At 70.7% G+C, this 22,316-nt stretch carries 27 protein-coding genes; 19 read left to right on the top strand and 8 right to left on the bottom strand.

Annotated features, from left to right (window positions below):
- Positions 1–10 precede the first annotated feature (10 nt).
- The 4 genes from P8R59_RS15745 to lipB all read right to left on the bottom strand — a co-directional run bounded on the left by P8R59_RS15745 (position 11) and on the right by lipB (position 3,394).
- A complete protein-coding gene (locus P8R59_RS15745; protein WP_278101827.1) occupies positions 11–340 on the bottom strand; it encodes a hypothetical protein in 330 nt (109 codons plus the stop codon).
- Positions 337–1,509 (bottom strand): inorganic phosphate transporter, encoded by a 1,173-nt coding sequence (locus P8R59_RS15740; protein WP_278101826.1) that lies wholly within the window; start codon positions 1,507–1,509, stop codon positions 337–339. The genes P8R59_RS15745 and P8R59_RS15740 overlap by 4 nt, the downstream gene beginning before the upstream one ends.
- Positions 1,510–1,724: 215 nt before the next feature.
- On the bottom strand, positions 1,725–2,759 hold the full coding sequence (gene lipA / locus P8R59_RS15735) for a lipoyl synthase (RefSeq protein WP_077051638.1): 1,035 nt from the start codon (positions 2,757–2,759) through the stop codon (positions 1,725–1,727).
- Positions 2,756–3,394 (bottom strand): lipoyl(octanoyl) transferase LipB, encoded by a 639-nt coding sequence (lipB, locus tag P8R59_RS15730; protein ID WP_278101825.1) that lies wholly within the window; start codon positions 3,392–3,394, stop codon positions 2,756–2,758. Before lipB ends, lipA begins: the two co-directional genes overlap by 4 nt.
- Positions 3,395–3,458: 64 nt before the next feature.
- Between lipB and P8R59_RS15725 the strand changes: the two genes are divergently transcribed.
- Entirely contained in the window at positions 3,459–4,004 is a 546-nt protein-coding gene (locus tag P8R59_RS15725) for a TetR/AcrR family transcriptional regulator (RefSeq protein ID WP_278101824.1), read from the top strand.
- Positions 4,005–4,149: 145 nt separating this feature from the next.
- Positions 4,150–5,694 carry a signal recognition particle protein gene (gene ffh, locus P8R59_RS15720; protein WP_278101823.1) on the top strand — a complete coding sequence of 515 codons (1,545 nt, stop codon included), beginning with the start codon at positions 4,150–4,152 and terminating at the stop codon, positions 5,692–5,694.
- 25 nt (positions 5,695–5,719) lie between these two features.
- Here the strand turns inward: ffh and P8R59_RS15715 are convergent, their stop codons facing one another.
- Positions 5,720–6,442, bottom strand: coding sequence for an SGNH/GDSL hydrolase family protein (locus P8R59_RS15715; RefSeq protein ID WP_278101822.1), 723 nt, complete (start codon positions 6,440–6,442; stop codon positions 5,720–5,722).
- Positions 6,443–6,491: 49 nt separating this feature from the next.
- Complete coding sequence (locus P8R59_RS15710; RefSeq protein WP_278101821.1) at positions 6,492–7,655, bottom strand: glutamate--cysteine ligase; 1,164 nt, start codon at positions 7,653–7,655, stop codon at positions 6,492–6,494.
- Positions 7,656–7,844: 189 nt separating this feature from the next.
- Between P8R59_RS15710 and rpsP the strand changes: the two genes are divergently transcribed.
- The 4 genes from rpsP to trmD are packed head-to-tail and all read left to right on the top strand — an operon-like array spanning position 7,845 to position 9,835.
- Positions 7,845–8,261, top strand: coding sequence for a 30S ribosomal protein S16 (rpsP, locus tag P8R59_RS15705; RefSeq protein WP_077051632.1), 417 nt, complete (start codon positions 7,845–7,847; stop codon positions 8,259–8,261).
- A 5-nt stretch (positions 8,262–8,266) separates the two neighbouring features.
- A complete protein-coding gene (locus tag P8R59_RS15700; protein ID WP_278101820.1) occupies positions 8,267–8,497 on the top strand; it encodes an RNA-binding protein in 231 nt (76 codons plus the stop codon).
- A complete protein-coding gene (gene rimM, locus P8R59_RS15695) occupies positions 8,497–9,144 on the top strand; it encodes a ribosome maturation factor RimM (protein WP_278101819.1) in 648 nt (215 codons plus the stop codon). The genes P8R59_RS15700 and rimM overlap by 1 nt, the downstream gene beginning before the upstream one ends.
- Before the next feature lies 1 nt (position 9,145).
- Entirely contained in the window at positions 9,146–9,835 is a 690-nt protein-coding gene (trmD, locus tag P8R59_RS15690; RefSeq protein WP_278101818.1) for a tRNA (guanosine(37)-N1)-methyltransferase TrmD, read from the top strand.
- A gap of 88 nt (positions 9,836–9,923) precedes the next feature.
- Here the strand turns inward: trmD and map are convergent, their stop codons facing one another.
- Complete coding sequence (map, locus tag P8R59_RS15685) at positions 9,924–10,706, bottom strand: type I methionyl aminopeptidase (RefSeq protein ID WP_278101817.1); 783 nt, start codon at positions 10,704–10,706, stop codon at positions 9,924–9,926.
- A gap of 172 nt (positions 10,707–10,878) precedes the next feature.
- Here map and P8R59_RS15680 point away from each other — a divergent pair, with 172 nt between their 5' ends.
- From P8R59_RS15680 to P8R59_RS15635, 10 genes are all read left to right on the top strand, one after another.
- Positions 10,879–11,370 carry an MFS transporter permease gene (locus P8R59_RS15680; RefSeq protein WP_077051627.1) on the top strand — a complete coding sequence of 164 codons (492 nt, stop codon included), beginning with the start codon at positions 10,879–10,881 and terminating at the stop codon, positions 11,368–11,370.
- Between the two features lie 158 nt (positions 11,371–11,528).
- Positions 11,529–11,876, top strand: coding sequence for a 50S ribosomal protein L19 (gene rplS / locus P8R59_RS15675; RefSeq protein ID WP_076491715.1), 348 nt, complete (start codon positions 11,529–11,531; stop codon positions 11,874–11,876).
- 193 nt (positions 11,877–12,069) lie between these two features.
- Positions 12,070–12,813: a signal peptidase I gene (gene lepB, locus P8R59_RS15670; protein WP_278101816.1), complete on the top strand. Its 744-nt coding sequence runs from the start codon at positions 12,070–12,072 to the stop codon at positions 12,811–12,813.
- Positions 12,810–13,463 (top strand): ribonuclease HII, encoded by a 654-nt coding sequence (locus P8R59_RS15665; protein ID WP_077051625.1) that lies wholly within the window; start codon positions 12,810–12,812, stop codon positions 13,461–13,463. The genes lepB and P8R59_RS15665 overlap by 4 nt, the downstream gene beginning before the upstream one ends.
- Before the next feature lie 62 nt (positions 13,464–13,525).
- Positions 13,526–13,849 carry a DUF2469 family protein gene (locus P8R59_RS15660; protein ID WP_278101815.1) on the top strand — a complete coding sequence of 108 codons (324 nt, stop codon included), beginning with the start codon at positions 13,526–13,528 and terminating at the stop codon, positions 13,847–13,849.
- A gap of 93 nt (positions 13,850–13,942) precedes the next feature.
- Positions 13,943–14,305 (top strand): YraN family protein, encoded by a 363-nt coding sequence (locus P8R59_RS15655; protein ID WP_278101814.1) that lies wholly within the window; start codon positions 13,943–13,945, stop codon positions 14,303–14,305.
- Positions 14,302–15,825: a YifB family Mg chelatase-like AAA ATPase gene (locus P8R59_RS15650; protein WP_278101813.1), complete on the top strand. Its 1,524-nt coding sequence runs from the start codon at positions 14,302–14,304 to the stop codon at positions 15,823–15,825. Before P8R59_RS15655 ends, P8R59_RS15650 begins: the two co-directional genes overlap by 4 nt.
- Positions 15,822–16,979: a DNA-processing protein DprA gene (dprA, locus tag P8R59_RS15645; RefSeq protein ID WP_341210378.1), complete on the top strand. Its 1,158-nt coding sequence runs from the start codon at positions 15,822–15,824 to the stop codon at positions 16,977–16,979. The genes P8R59_RS15650 and dprA overlap by 4 nt, the downstream gene beginning before the upstream one ends.
- 102 nt (positions 16,980–17,081) lie before the next feature.
- Positions 17,082–17,984 (top strand): tyrosine recombinase XerC, encoded by a 903-nt coding sequence (locus P8R59_RS15640; protein ID WP_278101812.1) that lies wholly within the window; start codon positions 17,082–17,084, stop codon positions 17,982–17,984.
- Between the two features lie 61 nt (positions 17,985–18,045).
- Positions 18,046–18,666, top strand: coding sequence for a DUF3060 domain-containing protein (locus P8R59_RS15635; RefSeq protein WP_278101811.1), 621 nt, complete (start codon positions 18,046–18,048; stop codon positions 18,664–18,666).
- A gap of 35 nt (positions 18,667–18,701) precedes the next feature.
- Here the strand turns inward: P8R59_RS15635 and P8R59_RS15630 are convergent, their stop codons facing one another.
- Positions 18,702–19,214 (bottom strand): M23 family metallopeptidase, encoded by a 513-nt coding sequence (locus P8R59_RS15630; protein WP_278101810.1) that lies wholly within the window; start codon positions 19,212–19,214, stop codon positions 18,702–18,704.
- 315 nt (positions 19,215–19,529) lie between these two features.
- Between P8R59_RS15630 and rpsB the strand changes: the two genes are divergently transcribed.
- The 3 genes from rpsB (at position 19,530) to pyrH (ending at position 22,259) form a co-directional block, all read left to right on the top strand.
- Positions 19,530–20,465 carry a 30S ribosomal protein S2 gene (gene rpsB, locus P8R59_RS15625; RefSeq protein ID WP_278101809.1) on the top strand — a complete coding sequence of 312 codons (936 nt, stop codon included), beginning with the start codon at positions 19,530–19,532 and terminating at the stop codon, positions 20,463–20,465.
- Between the two features lie 131 nt (positions 20,466–20,596).
- On the top strand, positions 20,597–21,424 hold the full coding sequence (tsf, locus tag P8R59_RS15620) for a translation elongation factor Ts (RefSeq protein ID WP_278101808.1): 828 nt from the start codon (positions 20,597–20,599) through the stop codon (positions 21,422–21,424).
- A 115-nt stretch (positions 21,425–21,539) separates the two neighbouring features.
- Positions 21,540–22,259 (top strand): UMP kinase, encoded by a 720-nt coding sequence (pyrH, locus tag P8R59_RS15615; RefSeq protein ID WP_077051617.1) that lies wholly within the window; start codon positions 21,540–21,542, stop codon positions 22,257–22,259.
- Positions 22,260–22,316 lie beyond the last annotated feature (57 nt).

Raw genomic sequence — 22,316 nt, 5'->3', positions numbered from 1 at the left:
CCCGGCCGCGTCAGTGCCCGTGGAACGCCGGGATGACGAGGTAGACCCCCACGAGCACCGCGGCCGCGAAACCGGCGAAGCACGCGTAGCCGCCGACCGTGGCCGCCACGGGTCGCGGCGCGACCCTCGTGGCCGTGACGGCGTCGCGGCCCTCCGGGTCGCCGTCCGCCCCCACGCGGATGTCGGGCGCCCCCACCGCCAACAAGCGGATGCCGGCGGTGTAGAGCCCCACGATCAGCAGGGTCGCGACGAGACCGACGACGAACACGAGTCCGATCGATCCCCAGTCCACGCCGAGCCACCCGGCCGAGGCCGACGCGGTGTGCCGAATGCCGTTCATGCGCGTGCCTCCTGCGTGGTCGTTCCCTCGCGGCCGACGCGGTCGGCATCCAGGGATTCGTCGTTGACGTTCTCGGCCGAGACCGGCTTCCGGCGGGCGAGCAGGAAGAGTCCGATGCACGCTCCGAGGCCTCCGACCAGGACGGCGACGAGACCGATCGTCCCCGCGGTGGCGGCCCAGGCCGCGAGTCCTCCGACCAGCGCGGCGGCGGGCAGCGTGATCCATGCGAAAGCGATGCGCGCAACGACGTTCCAGTGCACGGACGCCAGTCTTTTTCCGAGCCCCGATCCGACCACCGCGCCCGAGGTCACCTGCGTGGTCGAGAGCGGGAATCCGAGCGTGGAGGAGATGAGGATCGTGGATGCCGCACTCGTCTCGGCCGCGAAGCCCTGGGGAGGTTTGACGTCGGTGATGCGCTTGCCCACCGTCCGCATGATCCGCCACCCGCCGAGGTAGGTGCCGAGGGCGATCGCGAGACCCGCGCCGAGGATGACCCAGAACTGCGGGCCGGTCCCCGTCTCCTGGTATCCCGCCACGATGAGGGTGAGCGTGATGACGCCCATCGTCTTCTGCGCGTCGTTGGTTCCGTGGGCGAGCGAGACCAGGGATGCCGACACCGTCTGCCCGTGTCGGAAGGCGGTGGTGGACCCGGCGACCGTCGCCATCCGCGTGACGCGGTAGACGAGATACGTCGCGACGAGCGCGACCGACCCCGCGATGAACGGCGACAGGAGCGCCGGCAGCACGATCTTGGAGACGACGCCGCCCCACTCGACGGCTCCGAAACCCGCGCCGATGACGGCGGCGCCGATGAGGCCGCCGAACAGCGCGTGCGTGGAACTCGAGGGGAGGCCGAGCCACCAGGTGAGGAGGTTCCAGAGCACAGCGCCCATCAGCCCGGCGAAGATCATGGGGACCGTGATGTCGGGCAGACCCTGGGAGTCCTGGGCCAGGATGCCCTCGGACACGGTCTTGGCGACCGCGGTCGACAGGAATGCTCCGACGAGGTTCAGCACCGCGGAGATGAGGACGGCGACCTTGGGTTTCAGCGCGCCCGTGGCGACGGAGGTCGCCATCGCGTTCGCGGTGTCGTGGAAGCCGTTGGTGAAGTCGAAGAAGAACGAGAGTGCGACGACGAGAAGGACGGGGATGAGGACGACGAGGTCCACCGGGGGCTCCGTTCGAGAGGGTGTTTCCCACGTGCGGTCGGATGACCGCGCGTCAGGATAGGCCTCGGAAACGAACGGAAAGCGTGCTTCCCTCCCCGGTGGGCACAGGTCTACTCTGCGCCGTCACGTCGCGTGCGCGCAGCGTCTCAGACCGCCTGCGCGATGCGTCTCAGACCGCCTGCGCGATGCGTCTCAGACCGCCTGCGCGACGCGTCTCAGACCGCCTGCGCGAAGCCCGCGTCCGCCGCCGCGATGTCCTTCGCGAGGTGGGCGAGGTGCGGCGGGATCTCGCGGCCCTTCGACACCATGGACTGCGCCCACAGGCGTCCCGCGCGGTAGGAGGAGCGCACGAGGGGGCCGGCGAGAACGCCGAGGAACCCGATGCGCTCGGCCTCCTCCTTGAACTCGACGAACTCCGCGGGCTTCACCCAGCGCTGCACGGGAAGGTGCCGCGGGGTCGGCCGCAGGTACTGCGTGATCGTGATGATGTCGGTCCCGGCGTCGTGCAGGTCCTGGAGGGCCTGGACGACCTCCTCGGGCTCCTCGCCCATGCCGAGGATGAGGTTCGACTTCGTGATGAGCCCGGCGTCGCGCGCGGCGGTGAGCACGCCGAGCGACCGCTCGTACCGGAACGCGGGACGGATGCGCTTGAAGATGCGCGGCACCGTCTCGACGTTGTGCGCGAAGACCTCGGGCCGTGAGGAGAAGACCTCCTCGAGCAACGCGGGGTTGCCCGAGAAGTCCGTCGCGAGGATCTCGACGCCGGTGCCCGGATTTTCGGCGTGGATGCGGCGCACGGTCTCGGCGTGCAGCCACGCGCCCTCGTCGGGGAGGTCGTCGCGGGCGACGCCGGTGACCGTCGCGTAGCGCAGCTGCATGCGCGTCACGCTCTCCGCGACTCGGCGCGGTTCGTCGGTGTCGTAGTCGGCGGGCTTGCCGGTGTCGATCTGGCAGAAGTCGCAGCGGCGCGTGCACTGCGAGCCGCCGATGAGGAACGTCGCCTCGCGGTCCTCCCAGCACTCGAAGATGTTGGGGCAGCCGGCCTCCTGGCACACGGTGTGCAGATCCTCGGTCTTCACGAGGTTCTGGAGGGCCGTGTACTCGGGCCCGAGGCGCGCCTTGGTCTTGATCCACTCGGGCTTCCGCTCGATCGGCGTCTGCGCGTTGCGCACCTCGAGGCGTAGGAGCTTGCGTCCGTTCGGGGCGGTGGATGCCGCGCCCCCGGCGCTGCCGGTCCCGCAGGCGCTCACGCGGCGACCGCCGCGTACTCGGCGTGGAAGGCGGTCTCGACACTGGCGACGATGTCGGCGGGGGAGATGTCGGCCCCGAGGACCTCGCTCACCGTCGTGACGCCGGCATCCGTGATCCCGCAGGGCACGATGCCCCGGAATCCGGAGAGGGTGTTGTCGCAGTTGACCGCGAACCCGTGCATGGTGACACCTTTCTCGACGCGGACGCCGATTGCTGCGACCTTGTCGACGCCGAGCGGGCGGCGCACCCACACGCCGCTGCGGCCCTCGACGCGGAAACCCTCGACGCCGTGCGTGGCGAGCGCCGAGATGAGCAGGCCCTCGAGCCGGCGGACGTGGGCGACGACGTCGAGCGGCTCGGGGAGACGGACGATGGGGTAGCCGACGAGCTGCCCGGGGCCGTGCCAGGTGATCTTGCCGCCGCGATCGACGTCGATCACCGGGGTGCCGTCGGTGGGGCGCTCGTGGGCTTCGGTGCGCTTGCCCGCGGTGTACACGGATTCGTGTTCCAGAAGCAGCAGCGTGTCGGGGCGGACGCCCGCGAGCACGTCGGCGTGCACCGCGCGCTGGAGCGCCCAGCCGTCGAGGTAGGGCACGTAGTCGGGGGCGAGCCCCGCGCGAAGGATGTCGAGCATCAGCGCTCCCTGTTTATGGATTGGGTCCAAGAATACATGACCCACCGCGCTCTAGGCTGACGGCATGGCCACCGAATCCCGCACCGGTCGCCCTCGCGCCTCCTCGCGCGAGGTGCTGTCGGAAGCGGCGTGCGAACTCTTCCTCGAGAAGGGGTACGACGCGACGTCGGTCTCGGACATCACGCGCCGTGCCGGCGTGAGCCGCTCGAGCTTCTTCAATTACTTCTCGGCGAAGAGCGACGTCCTCTGGTCGGGTTTCGACGCGCGGGTCGACGCCGCGGTCGGCGACCTCCGCGAGGGCGGTTCCGTCCGGGAGGTGTTCCTCGCCATCGGAGACGGCCTCGCGCCCGACGCGCTGGCGCTGGCCATCGTGAACGCGGATGCCATGGGGATCGGCGCCGAACTCGACCGCGATCGCGCGATCCGCCAGTTCCGTCTGCAGCGGGAGGCGGCCGCGCGGCTGGTGCGCGAGGGCGCGTCTCCGCTTGCGGCACAGGTCGGGGCGGGGGCGCTGTCGGCGGCGGTGCTCGCGGCGGTTTGGGCCTGGGCGGATCACACGGCGGGCCGCTCGCTCACCGAGACGCTGTCGGAGGCGCTCGACGCGGCGTGAGGGCGCGGCATCCGGGGTCGTGTCGTCCGTGATGCGCGCAGGGTCAGTCGTACGCGCCGGATGAGGACTGAGGTTGCGCGGATCGCTGACGATGTGCCGGCGCGCGGCGGCGGTCTGCAGCGGGGCCGCGTAAACTCGTCCCATCATGGCGACTTTCGGCACCCTCTCCGACCGGCTCACAGAGACCTTCCGCAATCTGCGCAAGAAGGGGCAGCTCACCCCTGCCGACGTCGACGGGACGGTCCGCGAGATCCGGCGCGCCCTGCTCGACGCCGACGTGGCGCTGCCCGTCGTCAAGGAGTTCACCGCGGCGGTGCGCGAGCGCGCCCTCGGTGACGAGGTCAACCGTGCACTGAACCCCGCGCAGCAGGTCGTGCAGATCGTGAACGACGAGCTCATCGGCATCCTGGGCGGCCAGCAGCGCCGTCTACGGTTCGCCAAGAACCCGCCGACCGTGATCATGCTCGCGGGCCTGCAGGGATCGGGAAAGACGACGTTCGCGGGCAAGCTCGCGAAGATGCTCGAGAAGGACGGCCACACGCCTCTCCTGGTGGCGTGCGACCTTCAGCGCCCCAACGCCGTGAACCAGCTGCAGGTCGTCGCCGAGCGCGCTGGTGCCGCGATCTACGCGCCCGAGCCGGGCAATGGCGTCGGCAACCCCGTGAAGGTCGCCCGCGACGGCGTCGAGTACGCCAAGCAGAAGCAGTACGACACCGTCATCATCGACACCGCGGGCCGCCTCGGTGTCGACGCCGAGCTGATGAAGCAGGCCGCCGACATCCGCACGGCGACCCAGCCCGACGAGGTGCTCTTCGTCATCGACGCGATGATCGGTCAGGATGCCGTGAACACGGCGAAGGCGTTCCAGGACGGCGTCGACTTCACCGGCGTCGTGCTGTCGAAGCTCGACGGTGACGCGCGCGGTGGTGCCGCGCTGTCCGTCGCGTCGGTCACCGGGCGCCCGATCATCTTCGCGTCGACCGGTGAGGGTCTCGACGACGTCGAGCCCTTCCACCCCGACCGCATGGCATCCCGCATCCTCGACCTCGGTGACATCCTCACGCTGATCGAGCAGGCGCAGTCGGCCTTCGACGAGGCCGAGGCGATGAAGGTCGCCGAGAAGCTCGCGACCGAGACCTTCACCCTCGAGGACTTCCTCGAGCAGATGCAGCAGATGAAGAAGATGGGCTCCATGAAGAAGATGCTCGGGATGCTCCCGGGCATGGGCTCCATGAAGCAGCAGCTGGAGGACTTCGACGAGCGCGAGATCGACCGCACCGAGGCGATCATCCGCTCGATGACCGTCGCCGAGCGCCGGAACCCCAAGCTGCTCAACGGCTCGCGCCGCCTGCGCATCGCGCGCGGTTCGGGCATGACCGTCACCGACGTCAACCAGCTTGTGCAGCGCTTCGAGCAGGCCGCGAAGATGATGAAGACGGTCGCGCGCGGCGGGGTGCCCAACATCCCCGGCATGGGTCCCATCGGGGGCAAGCCCGGCGCATCCTCGAAGCGCGGGAAGCAGCAGAAGGCGAAGGGGTCGCGGTCGGGCAACCCCGCGAAGCGCGCCGCCGAGAACGCCGGGATCGCCGCGGCCGCCCCCGCGACCGGGTCCGGTTTCGGGCTGGGCGGTCAGAAGGCGCCGAGTGAGGAAGACCTCGCCGAACTGCAGAAGCTGCTCGGTCGGGGCTGACCCCCGCGGGGCGGACGGGCCTCCCTCAGGGGAGGACTCCCGCGTCCTGGAGCGCCGACACGACGGTCTGCTCGATGGCTTTCTGTCCGCGCGCCGTGGGATGGACGTCGTCGTCCTGGAGCCACTCCGGGTGGCCGACGAGCGGTTGACCCACGTCGACGAAGGCTCCGCCGACGGAGTCGACCGCGTCCCGGAGCGCGTCCGAGGTGGTGGCGGTGTCATCCGGTACGTCGGGATCGTCGTTCCAGATAGTGCTCAGGCCGACGATGCGGGCTCCGGGGGCGGCGTCGTGCAGTTGCGCGACGGTGTCGTCCGTGTCGGCGCGGATCTCGTCGGAATCCTCCCAGAAGTCGTTGCTCGAGGACTGCACGATGATGAGGTCGGGCTGTAGGGCGGCGATCGCGGGGGAGAAGCCCGCGTACGCGGTGCCGCATTCGCCCGTGACGACGAAGCCCATGCCGCCGCAGGCCAGATTCGTCAGCGACACGTCCTCGCGCTGGGCGAGGAGGGCGGGCCACGCCTCGTCGAGCGGCAGTCCCGCACCCGACATGAGGGAGTCGCCGAGAGTGACCACGCGCAGCGGCGCGAGCGATGTGCTCGGCGCCGCGACCGCTGCCGGCGTCGGGGCCGGGAAAGTCAGCGCCTGGACGGGATCGGTCCGCTCGGGCGCGCAGCCGGCGAGGACGACGATCCCCCCGGCGGCCACGGCGGCCACCAGGGGCAACGCGACACGGCGCCGAGGGATCATGGCGTGATCCTACGGGCGCCAACCTATGTGTTCGCCTTCGCGGGTGCTGTCACACCCGCAGCGCGGCGAGGTGCTCCCGCAGAGTCGGGCCTCCGCGGAACTCGCGGACGAGATGCTGCACGACTTCGCGCAGATCACCGTCCGCAGCCTCGGCCACGGCGATCTGCCGGGCGGAGCTCCCGCCGGTCGCCAGGATCGTCTCGAGGCCCGCGAACTCCCGTGCGCACTTGAGCTCCGCGGCGATGTCGGCGATCTCGTCCATGGTCTCGCGCAGATGCTCGACGACGTGTCGCTGGGTGCCGCGGCGATCCACGATGACCCGTGCGTCCAACCCGTACCGCGCGGCGCGCCACTTGTTCTCGCGGGCGAACCACGGCGGGATGCCGGGGAGCTCCCTGCCCTCGTCCAGCAGGCGCGAGAAGTGCTCGACGAGCGTCTGCGCCAGGGCGGCCACCGCGGCGAGCTCCGGCAGGGTCGACATTCCGTCGCACGCGCGGATCTCCACGGTGCCCCAGCGCGGCGCGGGACGGATGTCCCAGCGCACCTCGCTGGCATCCGCCATCACCCCCGTCCGCACCATGTCGTCGAGGTAACTCTCGAATTCGGCCCAGTCCTTCAGCTGCCAGGGGAGGCCCGCGGTGGGCAGCTGCTGGAACACGAGCGCTCGATTGCTCGCATAGCCGGTGCGCTCACCCGCCCAGAACGGGCTGGATGCCGACAGCGCCTGCAGATGCGGCAGGTACACCGTCAGCGCGTTGACGATCGGGATGACCTTGTCCACGTCATCGACGCCCACGTGGACGTGGATGCCCCAGATCATCATGTTCCGGCCCCACCACTGGGTCCGCTCGATCAGCGTGTGGTACCTCGTCTTGTCGGTGACCTGCTGCTCGAACCACTGGGCGAAGGGATGGCTGCCGGCGCACAGCAGCTCGATGCCGCGCGGCTCGGTCTGTGCGCGCAGCGCACCGATGGCATCAGCGATGTCGTCCACGGCCTCGGCGACGGTGTGGCCGACGCCGCTGGTGACCTCCACCGTGTTGGTCAGCAGCTCGCCGGTGACGGTGAAGCGCTCGAGCGCCGTGGCGTCCTCGACGAGGTCGAGGATCTCGGGGGCACGGCCGACGAGGTCGCCGGTCTCGCGGTCGGCGAGCATGAGTTCCCATTCGAGTCCGACCGAGGAACGCGTGGACGGGGCGAACGGGAGCGTCATCCGGTCAGTCTGACATGACGACACGGCCGCCGGTGGGTTCGCGACCCGCCGTGTCATCTGGCAGAATAGAGGGTCGGACCAGGTGCTCGACCCTCTATCCAGCGCCGGTCCTCCTCTTTGAGCTTCCGCCGGGTGTGCACCCCACGCTCCAGGCGACCGGTTCGTTCATTTCCCACCACAGGAGAAATCGTGGCTGTCAAGATCCGTCTCAAGCGTCTCGGCAAGATCCGTGCGCCCTACTACCGCATCGTCGTCGCCGACTCGCGCACCAAGCGCGACGGTCGTGTGATCGAGGAGATCGGCAAGTACCACCCGACCGAGGAGCCCTCGTTCATCGAGGTCGACTCGGAGCGCGCCCAGTACTGGCTCGGCGTCGGCGCTCAGCCGACCGAGCAGGTGCGCGCCATCCTCAAGCTCACGGGCGACTGGGGCACCTTCAAGGGCGAGAAGGACGCGAAGTCCACCGTCAAGGTCCGCGAGCCGAAGGCCGCCTTCGAGGCCGACGCCGCGAAGAAGTCGGTCGTCAAGCCCAAGGCCGAGAAGAAGGCCGAGGCCCCGGCCGCCGACGAGGCGCCCGAAGCCGCCGCCGAGACCTCGGCAGAGTAAGTCCCGTGCTGTCCGCCGCGCTCGAGCACGTCGTCAAGGGGATCGTCGATCACCCCGACGCCGTCACCATCCGTTCCGCCTCCTCGCCCCGCGGCGAGGTGCTGGAGGTTCGCGTGCACCCCGATGACCGGGGTCGCGTGATCGGGCGCGGCGGTCGCACCGCCAAAGCGCTGCGCACCCTCATCACGGCTCTCGCCGACGGACAGCGCGTCCGCGTCGACGTCGCCGACGACTGATGTCGGCCGGCGACACCGCGGGCGCCGAGCCCGCCAAGACCCAGCTCCGTGTGGGCCGCCTGGTCAAGGCCCACGGCCTCAAGGGCGCCTTCAAGATCGAGCTGTACACGGATGACCCCGAGGGACGATTCGTCCCCGGGAAGACCTTCACGCTGCAGGTTCCCGAGTCCTCGCCGTGGCACGGCCGCGAGCTGACGGTCCGCGAGTTCCGCTGGATGAACTCCCACCCGGTCGCCTTCTTCGAGGGTGTCGACGATCGGACGGCCGCGGAAGAGCTCGTCAAGGCGATCCTGTGGATCGACCAGGACACCGAGACCGCTCCGGCCGAGGATGATGCCTGGTACGACCACCAGCTGGTGGGGCTCGACGTGGTGCGCGACGGTGACGTCATCGGTCGCGTGGTGCGCGTCGACCACTTCCCGGCGCAAGACCTTCTGATCGTGCGACCCACCGGGCGCGGCGAGGACGCCGACGTCCTGGTGCCGTTCGTCAGCGCGATCGTTCCCGAGGTCGACGTCGACGGCGGTCGCGTGGTCGTCACGCCGCCCGCCGGGCTCTTCGAAGAGCTCCCGGGAGACGACGACGCCCCCCGGGAGGAGTCCGCTCCGGACGACTCCGACGAGGCCGCCGACTCCCGCGAGGACTGACGTGCGCATCGACGTCGTTTCGATCTTCCCGACGATCTTCGACGCGCTCGAGGTGTCTCTGCTGGGCAAGGCTCGGCAGAGCGGGCTGCTCGACGTCCGGGTGCACGATCTCCGCGACTACACGCACGACCGTCATCGCACGGTGGACGACACCCCGTACGGCGGCGGCGCCGGAATGGTCATGAAGCCCGGGCCGTGGGGCGAGGCTCTCGACGACGTCGCGCGGGATGCCGAGGCGGCACCGGTGATCGTCTTCCCGTCGCCGGCGGGGGAGCGCTTCACGCAGAAGATCGCCCGGGAGCTCTCGACGGAGCAGCATCTGGTCTTCGGATGCGGCCGGTACGAGGGCATCGACGAGCGCGTGTTCGACTACGCCGCCGACCTCGGGCGCGTCCGGCTGCTCAGCCTGGGCGATTATGTGCTCAACGGCGGCGAGGTGGCCGTCATGGCGATGGTCGAGGCGATCGGGCGTCTGATCCCCGGTGTCGTCGGCAATCCCGAGAGCCTCGTCGAGGAGTCGCACGAGGACGGACTGCTCGAGTACCCGTCCTTCACGAAGCCCGCGTCCTGGCGCGGCCGCGAGGTTCCGCCGGTGCTGCTGAGCGGCAACCACGGCGCCGTCGCGACGTGGCGTCGCGAGCAGCAGCTCGAGCGCACGCGCGAGCGTCGTCCCGACCTCCTCGCCGACTGAGCCTCGCCGTCGGCACGCCCGGCGCGGTGGGTTGCGCGTCCGGCGGGGGCCGGTGGCATCCGGATCGGGGATGCCACCGGCCTGACGCTCAGTCGACGCCGAGGAACGACCGGTCGGTGAGCACGATGGGGCCGTCCGCGGTGATCGCGACCGTGTGCTCGGAGTGCGAGCCGCGCGAGCCGTCCGCGCTGCGAAGGGTCCACCCGTCGGGGTCGGTCACCAGCTCGTCCGTGGTCTGCAGGAACCACGGCTCGAGGGCGAGCACGAGACCGGCGCGCAGGGGGTAGCCCCGTCCGGCCTTGCCGTCGTTGGCGACATGCGGGTCGCCGTGCATGGTGCGCCCGACTCCGTGCCCGCCGAAGTCGGTGTTGATGCTGAGTCCCTCGGCGCGCGCGACGGCGGCGACGGCGGCGGAGATGTCGCCGATCTTGTGATCGACCGTCGCGGCGTCGATCGCGGCGGCCAGGGCGCGCTGGGTGGTGTCGATGAGTGCCAGGTCCTCGTCGCGCGGGGTGCCGACGACGAACGAGACGGCCGAGTCGGCGACCCACCCGTCGACGGAGGCGGCGAAGTCGAGAGACACCAGGTCGCCGTCGCGCAGCGCGTAATCGTGGGGGAGACCGTGCAGCACCGCGTCGTTGATCGAGGTGCAGAGCACCTTGCCGAACGGGCTGGCTCCAAACGACGGGTGGTAGTCGATGTAGCAGGACTCCGCTCCGGCGGCGCGGATCATGTCGTGCGCGCGACGGTCGAGGTGCAGGAGATTCGTGCCGACCTTCGTCTCGTCGCGCAACGTCGCCAGGACCTCGGCGACGAATCTGCCGGCCGGGCGCATGGCGTCGATCTCGGCCGGGGTGCGCAGTTCGATCATCGGTGGTTCCCTTTCCTCGAACCTCCATTCTCTCCGATCACGGCTGCCCGCCGCTCGCACCGTGCGGCTGCACCCGCGGTTTCCGGACGGTCCGGGTCCCGCCTCGGCCCGTGGCGAGCGGGCGCGCCGCGGTTCAAAGCAGCCGCACAACTCCCACCCGTAGCATCGGTCCATGGTGCTGCGCCGCTTCTTCCTCCGCTGGCTCTTCCCGGCCGCCTTCCTGCTGCCCCTGTGGCTGTTCGTCGGGTGGATCGTGTTCGGCGGCGGCAGCGGGTGGGCTCTGCTGTGGCTCTTCATCGCGGCCCCCGCGGTCTTCGTGACGCAGACCCTCGTGGCGCTCCTCGTCCGCGGCCGCGGCACGGTCCGCCTGGAGCGCGCCGCGTCGTGGCGCGACGTCGTCGGCATCGGGCTGTGGCAGGTGGTCGTCATCGCGCTCGGGCTCTACGATTCGCGGATCTTCTTCCCCCTGCTCGTCCTGAGCGTGGTCGGGGCGTTCGTCCTGCTGTGGTCGTCGCTGGCCCAGATGTGGAACGAGGCGCGGGCGGGGGTCGCCCTCCTGCACACGACCGACGGCACCGGCTACATCCCGCCGACGCGCGAACAGCCGCGTCCCCGCGTCGAGGGTGACGTCATCGTCATCACGGAGAAGCCCGCCGCGTCCTGAGCCGGTTTGGTCGGCGTGTCCGTCCGTGGCAGAATAGGCGTTTGTGCCCTGACAGACTCTGCCTCAGGGGAGTCCGCCGCATCCGCGGCCTCGGGCACGCCTCACCTTTTCCCCTTTATCGTGCGATCGACCTGTGGCGGTCGCAGGAAGTGATGATCATGCAGATCCTCGACTCCGTCGACGCGGCTTCGCTGCGCTCCGACATCCCCGTCTTCGGCCCCGGCGACACCGTCAAGGTGCACGTCAACATCACCGAGGGCAACCGCTCGCGTATCCAGGTCTTCCAGGGCGTCGTCATCGGCCGCTCGGGCGACGGCGTGCGCGAGACCTTCTGCGTCCGCAAGGTCAGCTTCCAGGTCGGTGTCGAGCGCACCTTCCCCGTGCACAGCCCCGTGATCGACCACATCGAGGTCGTCACCCGTGGTGACGTGCGCCGCGCGAAGCTCTACTACCTGCGCAACCTGCGTGGCAAGAAGGCCAAGATCAAGGAGAAGCGCGACCGCTGAGTCCGCCTCTTCGAACGCCCCGCGATCCGTCGCGGGGCGTTCGCCGTTTCCGCGGCGGTGTCGGCACCCGGATGCCGCGGCGGTCGCGCATTCATACCGGTTCGTTGCCGTGTGCCGTTCGGCGGGGGCGACGTAATGTGCGAGGCTTGTCGGGCGGTCTTCCGGTGTGCGGTGAGCCCGGCGAAGGATCAACATGAGCGACGAGACCGCATCCCCTCCGGCCCCGGCCACGACCGCGCGTCGACGCCGCGGGGCGCTGACGTTCCTGCGCGACGTCGTGGTGATCCTGCTGATCGCGCTGGTGGTCTCCTTCCTCGTGAAGACGTTCGTCGTGAGGTCGTTCTTCATCCCGTCCGCGTCGATGAACGACACGCTGCTCGTGAACGACCGGATCCTCGTCGACGAGCTGACGCCCCGCTTCGGCGACTACGCCCGCGGCGACGTCGTGGTGTTCCGCGACCCGGGCGGGTGGCTGCCGGCGACGATCAAGGAGCAACGTCCGCCCCTCGTCGAGGCCACGGACTGGGTGCTGTCGCTCGTCGGCCTGTCGGCACCCGACAGCGACGACCACCTGATCAAGCGCGTCATCGGAACCCCCGGCGATCACGTGGTGTGCTGCAACGCCCTCGGGCAGACCGAGGTCAACGGCGTGCCGCTGGTCGAGCCCTACGTCAAGCTCGCGCCGGGCGCGGCGGCCCCGTCGCCGGTTCCCTACGACATCACCGTGCCCGCGGGCTCGCTGTGGGTGCTCGGTGACAACCGCAACAGCTCGAAGGACTCCCGCTTCAACCAGGACCAGCCCGGGAAGGGCTTCGTGCCGATCGACAACGTGGTGGGCCGCGCGTTCCTCATCACCTGGCCGTTCAACCGGTTCGGCGCGATCGACTTCCACCACGACGTGTTCGCGGGGGTGCCGGCGCCGGAGTCCGCGCCGTGATCGAGCCCACTCTCACCCTCGAGCGGCGCCTGCTCAAGGAGCACGCGCTGATCATCGCGTGCGACGAGGTCGGTCGCGGTGCCCTCGCGGGTCCGGTCGCGGTGGGGGCGGCGGTCATCGATCCTTCGCGGTCTCGGAAGCGCGTCCCCGCGGGGCTCCGCGACTCCAAGCTGGTTCCCGAGGCGCGCCGTCCCGATGTGGCCGCCCGCGCGGCCGCGTTCGTTCAGCACAGCGCGGTCGGCTGGGCCAGCTCCGAAGAGATTGACGAGATCGGCATCATCCGTGCCCTCGGTCTCGCGGCGGTGCGGGCGATCGCCGATCTCCGCGCGCACGGTGTCATCCCCGAGGATGCGCTGGTGATCCTCGACGGCAACCACGACTACATCACTCCGGCGGGGGAGAGCGGCCTCCGGGTGAAGCCGATCATCAAGGCCGACCGGGACTGCGCGAGTGCTGCGGCGGCATCCGTCATCGCGAAGGTCGCGCGCGACTCCGTGATGGTCGGCCTGCACGACGAACTGCCGGCGTACGGGTGGGCGCGCAACAAGGGCTACGCGAGCCTGGACCATCGCGAGGCGATCGGCCTGCACGGCATGAGCGTGCACCACCGGCGTTCATGGGCGATCGCCCCGGCGCCGACGTTGTTCTGACACGCGCGGGCGGTGGTCGCCCGGTCGGCGCCGGCGTGCAACGCGCCTAGGATGGGAGGACCATGGATGACGACGTCTTCGAGGACTACGACCGCGAACTCGAACTGGCCCTGTACCGCGAGTACCGCGATGTGGTCGCGCAGTTCCAGTACGTGATCGAGACCGAACGCCGGTTCTATCTCGCCAACGACGTGAATGTCGTCCGCCGCGACACCGAGCACGATTTCTACTTCGAGATCTCGATGACCGACGTGTGGGTGTGGGACATCTACCGCGCCGACCGCTTCGTGAAGTCGGTGCGCGTGCTGACGTTCAAGGACGTCAACGTCGAGGAGCTCTCGCGCCGCGACTTCCAGTTGCCCGAAGAGCTCTCGCTCGACAGCTGACGGTTCCTCCCCAGGAGCCCGATTCGCCGGGCTGTCCCCGGATCCCGGTTCCGGCCCGTCGGGACATGAACCCTGGATGCCACGCTCTCGGGCATGGCAGCGAAAGACGACTTCGGGCGAGCCGGTGAAGAACGGGCCGCCCGCCACCTGACCGCGAACGGTTTCCGCATCCTCGACCGCAATTGGCGGTGCCCGCAGGGCGAGATCGACATCGTCGCCGAGACCGCGGGAACGCTCGTCGTGGTCGAGGTGAAGAGCCGGACGAGTGAAGCGTTCGGACACCCGTTCGAGGCGATCGACAAGCGCAAGGCCGAGCGTCTGTGGCGCCTGGCCATGGCGTGGATCGCCGTGCATCCGGAGGAGGCCCGGCGACGGAGTCTGCGCATCGACGCGATCGCCCTGATCGGCGCCGACCCGCGAACCGCGCGACTCGAGCACCTCGAGGACGCGCTGTGACCGTCGCGCGCACGTGGGCGGTGGCATTGACCGGGGTGCGGGGAGACCTCGTCGAGGTCGAGGCCGACCTGTCGCACCAGACACCTGAGTTCGCCATCATCGGGCTGCCCGACAAGGCGCTCGGCGAGGCGGTCCGGAGAGTGCGGAACGCCTGCACCAACCGGGGTCTGGAACTCCCCAAGCGTCGATTGACGGTCAACCTCTCGCCCGCGAGCCTTCCGAAGCGCGGGTCGGCGTTCGACGTCGCGATCGCGGTGTCCGCTCTGGCGACGACGGGGATGATGGATGCCGCCCGCGTCGCCGACACCGTGCACATCGGCGAGCTCGGTCTGGATGGACGTCTGCGGCCCGTCCCGGGGGTGCTGCCGGCGGTCCTCGCGGCGCACCGTGCCGGGCGATCGCGCGTGGTCGTGCCCGCGGCGAATGCCGCCGAGGCGCAGCTCGTCGAGGGCATCGAGGTGCGCGCCGCGACCTGCCTGGCGGAGGTCGTGCGCTGGCACGGCGGTCTCAGCGAGGCGCCCGATCTGCTTCCGGTGCTCGCGGAGGAGCCTCCCGTCGACCGCGGAGAATCCCTCGACCTGGCCGACATCCTCGGACAACCGGATGCCGTGGACGCCCTGGTCGTCGCCGCGGCCGGCGGCCACCACCTCTTGATGAGCGGGCCTCCCGGCGCCGGGAAGACCATGCTCGCGCGTCGTCTTCCCGGCATCCTGCCCGATCTCGACGACGAGGCGGCGCTGTCGGTCGCGTCCGTGCGTTCCCTCTCGGGGGAGGTCGTGACGCGTCTGAGTCGGACACCGCCGTTCGAGAGCCCGCATCACGGTGCCAGCGCGGCGGCGCTGATCGGAGGGGGCTCGGGGGTCGTGCGGCCCGGCGTCATCGCCCGGGCCAGCGAGGGTGTGCTCTTCCTCGACGAAGGCGGCGAGTTCCCGGCTTCCGTGCTGGACGCTCTGCGTCAGCCGCTCGAGAGCGGGGTGATCCAGCTGCACCGTTCCGGGGTGTCGGCGACGTTCCCCGCGCGGTTTCAACTAGTCGTCGCAACGAACCCGTGCCCGTGCGGGCAGCACGGCGTGCCGGGAGGAGTGTGCGAGTGCGCACCGCAGGCGATCCGTCGGTACACGCGACGGCTCTCCGGGCCGCTGCTGGACCGCATCGACCTCGACCTGCGTCTACAGCGCGTGTCGGACGCGCGCCGGTCGGATGCGGCGCCGGCCGTGACCACGCGAGACGCCCGCGCGATCGTGGGGTCTGCGCGCGAACGCGCCGCGCACCGGTGGGCCGCGACTCCCTGGCGTCGCAACGCCGACGTCCCGGGAACATGGCTGCGGGGTGCGGCCGCGCCCGATGCGGCGGTGCTGCGTCCACTCGACACGGCCCTCCGCCGCGGCTCCCTCACCCTGCGCGGGTACGACCGTCTCCTGCGCGTGGCATGGACCGTCGCCGACATCGCGGGGCACGACCGGCTCCGGGCAGAGGACGTGGGGCGCGCGCTCTTCCTCCGGCAGGGGAGCGTCGCGTGAACGGCGTCGACATGGGACGGGCCGCGGCGGATGCCGCGATGGCCGGGCTGGGCCTGGCGAGTGCCGTCGACAGGGCGGAGGCGTACGCGCGGGCGTGCTGGACGGTCCTGGCCGAACCCGGCGACGGGGTGGCGGGGGACCTCATCGCGAGGTTCGGCGCGGAGGCCGCTCTCCGGATCGCGCACGCCGACGACGACGACGAGTGGAGTGCGGCCCGAGCGCGATGGCGTCCGCGGGCCGACCGCGCTGCCGTTCGCGGTGCATTGGACGCGGGGCGCCGAACGGGCGCCACGTTCCTCGTTCCGTCGGACCCCCGCTGGCCCCGACGGTTCGACGACCTCGGCGTCCATGCGCCGCACGGCCTGTGGGTCAAAGGCGACCCCGGGCGGCTCATCGACGCCTCGACGGTGGCGATCGTCGGTGCGCGCGCGGCGACTCCGTACGGGGAGGTCGTGGCGGCCGATCTGGCCGCCGATCTCGCCGCAACGGGAGTGGCCATCATTTCCGGGGCCGCCTACGGTATCGACGGGGCGGCGCATCGCGCAGCTCTGTCGACTGACGGGACGACGATCGCGTTCCTTGCGGGCGGTGTCGACCGGTCGTATCCGCGGGGACACGAGGGTCTGCTCTCGCGTATCGCTGCAACGGGCTGCGTCGTGAGTGAGACGCCCTGCGGCGCGGCTCCGACCAAATGGCGCTTCCTCTCCCGGAACCGGTTGATCGCCGCGTCGGCCGATGCGGTGGTCGTGGTGGAGGCGGGCCATCGGAGCGGCTCCCTCAACACGGCGGCGCATGCCGCCCAGCTCGGGCGCGCGCTCGGTGCCGTGCCCGGTCCCGTGACCAGCGCGGCCTCGGCCGGCAGCCATCGCGTCCTGCGCGAGTTCGGCGGCGTCTGCGTCACCTCCGCCGAGGATGTGCGGGAGATGCTCGGCGCGGCCGTCCCACCTCGTCAGAACGCCGAAAGCCGCACCGACGAGAGCAGCCGATTGCTCGACGCGCTGTCGCCGCGCACTGGCCGCAGCGTCGAGGAGATCGCCCGGCGCGCGGGATTCTCGGAGTCGGATACTCGAGGCCTGCTCGGACTCGCGGACCTCGACGGGCGCGCCGCGCGGTCGGAGGACGGCCTGTGGCGATCGTCGCGGCCGAGCCGGTGAGAACCGAGCTCGGCGGAGGCCGCCCGCCGCCGGGGCGGGCAGGTCGGTGGCGGCGCGCGCGTCCTGCGCACCGCCCGTCGGCGTCGGGGGCAGTCTTGACGCATGCGGATCTCGGAAGCGGTCGAGGGGTACCTCTCCCACCTCGGCAGCGTGCGGCGGCTCTCACCGGCAACGGTGCGCGCCTACCGCTCCGATCTCGCGGACCTCACGCGCGCCTCGGGCGATCCCGAGATGCGCGACATCGACGTCGAGACGCTCCGCGAGTGGCAGTGGGATGCCACCACCTCGGGCCTCAGCAAGGCCACGGCCGCGCGGAGGACCTCAACGGTGAAAGGGTTCCTGGCGTGGGCGCGCGAGGAAGGCGTCATCGACGCAGATCCCGCCCAACGTCTCGTGGCTCCCAAACGCGGGCGCACACTCCCGACCGTCGCGACCGCGCCCGCGCTGGAGGGACTGCTCTCGCGAATGGAGGCGGCCGCGCAGACGGGCGACCCGGTGGCCCTGCGCGATCACGCGCTCCTGGAGTTGCTGTACGGCACCGGCGCGCGCGTATCGGAGATCTGCGGGCTCGACATTGACGACGTCGATCACGAGCGGCGCACACTGCGCCTGCGGGGCAAGGGAGACAAGGAGCGCGTCGTCCCGTACGGCGCCCCGGCCGCACGGGCCCTCGACGCCTACCTCGTTCGGGGCCGGCCCGCCCTCCGGGCGCGCGCGGAGGATGCCGACGCGGCCGTGTTCGTCGGCGCCAGAGGCAGCCGTCTCGGACCCCGCACCGTTCATGCCCTGGTCTCCCGTGTCGTCGCGCCGGCGGTGGGGGCGGAATCCCTCGGCCCGCACGCGCTCCGTCACTCGGCCGCGACGCATCTGCTCGACGGCGGGGCCGATCTGAGATCGGTGCAGGAGATCCTCGGGCACGCCAGCCTCGGCACCACCCAGATCTACACCCACGTCTCCGCCGAGCGACTCCGCGAGGCCTACCGGCTCGCACACCCCCGTGCCTGACATGTCGCACACGCCGCACGCCGTCGTGGCGCGCGACGGGCGGCGGTCGTAGCGTAGAGCCGTGGCGCATCGTGCTCGACTCGTCTGGGCGACGGGAGGGGTCCTCCTCTCCCTGACGCTGCTCGCCGCCTGCGGTCTCGCGCCCCAACCGGTCGTGACCCGCCTCCCGCCGGCGGCATCCGGAACCTCCGCCGCCCCGAGCGCGAACCCGACTCCAAGCGGCACGCCCGCCGACGAGACGCCCACGACTCCTACCCCCGGGACGACCGCATCCGTCGCACCGGGGGACGCGTCGGTCACCGCGTGCGGCGACGGGGGCACCGCGACGGTGACCGGATCCGAGCGGTCGGTCCGCGTCGACGGCACCTGCACCCGACTCACCGTGTCGGGCTCTGCGATCACCGTCGATGCGAGCGCCGCCACGATCGCCACGCTGACGATGTCGGGGGATCGCCTCCGCGTCACGGCCTCTGCGGTCGATGACGCCACCGTGCAGGGCAACGACACATCGCTCACCGTGAGCGGGACACTCGGCCGCCTCGATCTCAGCGGTGACCGCGCGACGATCTCGACCGGGGGAGCGCTCGGCACCCTCGTCCTCCGAGGGCAGGACAGCGTCGTCACGGCCGGCGGTGGGATCGGCACCAGCACGGTCGAGGGGCGCGGCAACAGCGTCGGCTGATCCCATCCGCCGCGGATCACGGCAGGGACCGACGTTCAGCAGCACGCCAGCAGCACGGCGCGGGGCACCCCGCCCAGCAACCGCAGCGGGTTGACGTACTCGCCGTTCCACCGCACACCGAAGTGCACCGCACCACCCGCGACGTGGCCGCCCGCCGCCACCTCGCCGATCGGGTCGCCGCGCGCGACGGGATCTCCCACGCCGAGCACCGTCGTGACGGGCTCGAACGTCGTCACGAGGCCGTCGCCGTGGTCGATCGTGACGACGGGGCGCCCGGCCACCTCTCCCGCGAACGCCACCCGTCCGGGAGCGGGGGAGCGGACGCGCTCGACGTCGCCGAGGTCCACGCCGCGATGGCCCGCGGCGTACGGGCCCGGGGGCGCCTCGAACGGACGCACCACCCGCACCACCGCGACCGGCCACGCCCAGCCCCGGTCCGCGAGCGGGTCGCGCTCGGCGGCATCCGCCGCGGTGGTGCCCAGGGCGAGCAGCAGGACCGCGATGGATGCCGACATCCGCGACAGCCGACCGGTGAAACGAGTCCTCATGAGTGCAGCGTGCCCGGCGCGACGACGAGCCGGTACGCGGCATCCCCCGTTCGGTGGGCGGGGCACGGATCGGACCTCGTGGGGAGGAGGTGTCCTGTATGCTGGAGGACGCATCTCGTACATCGGGATGACTCCGCGTGCCCACAGCGCACCGCGCTGGCCTTCGGGTCAGCGCACCGCGCGGCATCCACACCCCACGGTCCTCCGCTCCGGCGGAAGGCGGGTGTGCGCCGGGCACCAGGCTCGCCGGTCCCTCGATCGGCGCGAAACAACCGCAACCACGGCGCGAGAGCGCCTCAGAACAGGAGTACGACCATGGCCGTCGTCACCATCCGCCAGCTGCTCGACAGCGGCGTTCACTTCGGACACCAGACCCGTCGGTGGAACCCGAAGGTCAAGCGCTTCATCCTGACCGAGCGCTCCGGCATCCACATCATCGACCTCCAGCAGTCGCTGTCGTACATCGACAAGGCCTACGAGTTCGTCAAGGAGACCGTCGCGCACGGCGGCACCATCCTCTTCGTCGGCACCAAGAAGCAGGCGCAGGAAGTCCTCGCCGAGCAGGCGACCCGCGTGGGCCAGCCCTACGTGAACCAGCGCTGGCTCGGTGGCCTCCTCACCAACTTCTCGACCGTCTCCAAGCGCCTCGCTCGCATGAAGGAGCTCGAGGAGCTCGACTACGAGAACCCGGCCGAGAGCGGCTTCACCAAGAAGGAGCTCCTGCTCAAGAAGCGCGAGCTCGACAAGCTGCACAAGTCGCTCGGTGGTATCCGCAACCTGCAGAAGACCCCTTCGGCGATCTGGGTCGTCGACGCCAAGCGCGAGCACCTCGCCATCGACGAGGCCAAGAAGCTCGGCATCCCCGTGATCGGCATCCTCGACACCAACGCCGACCCCGACGAGTTCCAGTACCCGATCCCCGGCAACGACGACGCGATCCGCTCGGTGAGCCTGCTCACGCGCATCATCGCCGACGCCGCCGCCGAGGGCCTCATCCAGCGCCACCAGCCCGCCGGTGAGGACGAGGCCGCCGAGCCCCTCGCCGAGTGGGAGCGCGAGCTGCTCGAGACCCCCGCCGAGACCGGTGCAGAGGCCGTCGAGGCCGCGACCGAGTCCGCTGACGACGCCGCCGGCGCCGAGGCGCACGACGAGGCCGTCGCCGCCGAGTCCGGCGAGGAGACCGCCGAGGTCGCCGACGCCGAGGCCGCCGACGCCGAGGCCACCGACGCCGAGGCCACCGACAGCAAGTAAGCGCGCCGCCGCGACACCGCGGCGTCACCCGCACAGGCTACGATCCGGCGGGGTCGTACGCGCCCCCAGGGGTGCGCGCGGCCCCGCCGAGCTCACATCAGAACCACCAACGACTTAGGAGACGCCACACCATGGCAAACTTCACGATCGCCGACATCAAGGCCCTGCGCGAGCAGCTCGGCACCGGCATGGTCGACACCAAGAAGGCGCTCGAAGAGGCCGACGGCGACGTCGAGAAGGCCGTCGAGATCCTGCGCCTCAAGGGCGCGAAGGGTAACGCCAAGCGCGCCGACCGCTCCACGAGCGAGGGTCTCGTCACCGCCCGCGAGACCGAGGGTGCCGTGACGCTGCTCGAGCTCGCCTGCGAGACCGACTTCGTCGCGAAGAACGACCGCTTCATCGCGCTGGCCGACAAGGTCGTCGCCGCGGCCGCCGCCGCCGGTGCCGACTCGGTCGAGGCCGCCCTCGCCGCCGACGCCGACGGCCAGACCGTCGAGCAGCTCATCTCGGACGAGGCCGCGATCATCGGCGAGAAGGTCGACCTCCGTCGCGTCCGCACCATCCGCGGCGACAAGTTCGAGGTCTACCTGCACAAGACCAGCAAGGACCTCCCGCCGCAGGTCGGCGTCGTCCTCGCCTACACCGGCGACGACGCGGAGACGGCTCGCTCCATCGCGCAGCACATCTCCTTCGCCAACCCCTCGTTCCTCACCCGTGACGACGTGCCCGAGGCCGACGTCGAGAAGGAGCGCGAGATCGTCACCGAGATCTCCCGCAACGAGGGCAAGCCCGAGGCCGCGCTCCCGAAGATCGTCGAGGGCCGCGTGAACGCGTTCTTCAAGCAGGTCGCCCTGCTCGACCAGGACTACGCGAAGGACAACAAGCTGTCCGTCGCGAAGGTCGCGTCCGACGCCGGTCTCACCCTGACCGACTTCGCCCGCTTCAAGGTCGGCGCGTAAGCACCGATGACAAGGCCCGGGATGCCATGGCATCCCGGGCCTTTTCCCTGCGCGCGTGGCGTATCGGTCGCGTCGGCGGGGGAGATAGTTTGAACCCGACGAGAGGACATGACACGTGATCGATGAAGCGACCCGGCGCCGCCGCGTTCTGCTCAAACTGTCCGGTGAGGCTTTCGGTGGGGGACAGCTCGGGGTCAACCCCGACGTCGTCAGCCAGATCGCCCGGGAGATCGCCGAGGCGGTGGATCGCGTGGAGATCGCGATCGTCGTGGGCGGTGGCAACTTCTTCCGCGGCGCCGAACTCAGCCAGCGCGGCATGGACCGCGGCCGTGCCGACTACATGGGCATGCTCGGCACCGTGATGAACGCCCTCGCCCTGCAGGACTTCCTCGAGCAGGCGGGGGCCGCCACGCGCGTGCAGTCCGCGATCTCGATGACCCAGGTCGCCGAGCCCTACATCCCCCGCCGTGCGCAGCGGCACATGGAGAAGGGTCGCGTCGTGATCTTCGGCGCCGGTGCCGGCCTGCCGTACTTCTCGACCGACACCGTTGCCGCGCAGCGTGCGCTCGAGATCGGTGCGTCCGAGGTGCTCGTGGCCAAGAACGGCGTCGACGGCGTTTACACGGCCGACCCGCGCGTGGACCCGTCCGCGACGAAGCTCGACCACCTCACCTACGGCGACGCGCTGCAGAAGGGTCTGAAGGTCGTGGACTCGACCGCGTTCAGCCTCTGCATGGACAACGGGATGGACATGCGGGTGTTCGGCATGGAGCCCGCCGGCAACGTCACCCGCGCCCTGCTCGGCGAGACCATCGGTACGCTCGTCACTTCGTGACGCGCGGCGCGGGCCCGGGTTCCGGGCCCGCGCGCGACTAGACTGGGACCTCAGTTT

This window comes from Microbacterium proteolyticum (assembly GCF_029639405.1).
GTDB lineage: Bacteria > Actinomycetota > Actinomycetes > Actinomycetales > Microbacteriaceae > Microbacterium.
This window is presented reverse-complemented; position numbering and strand designations above follow the sequence as displayed.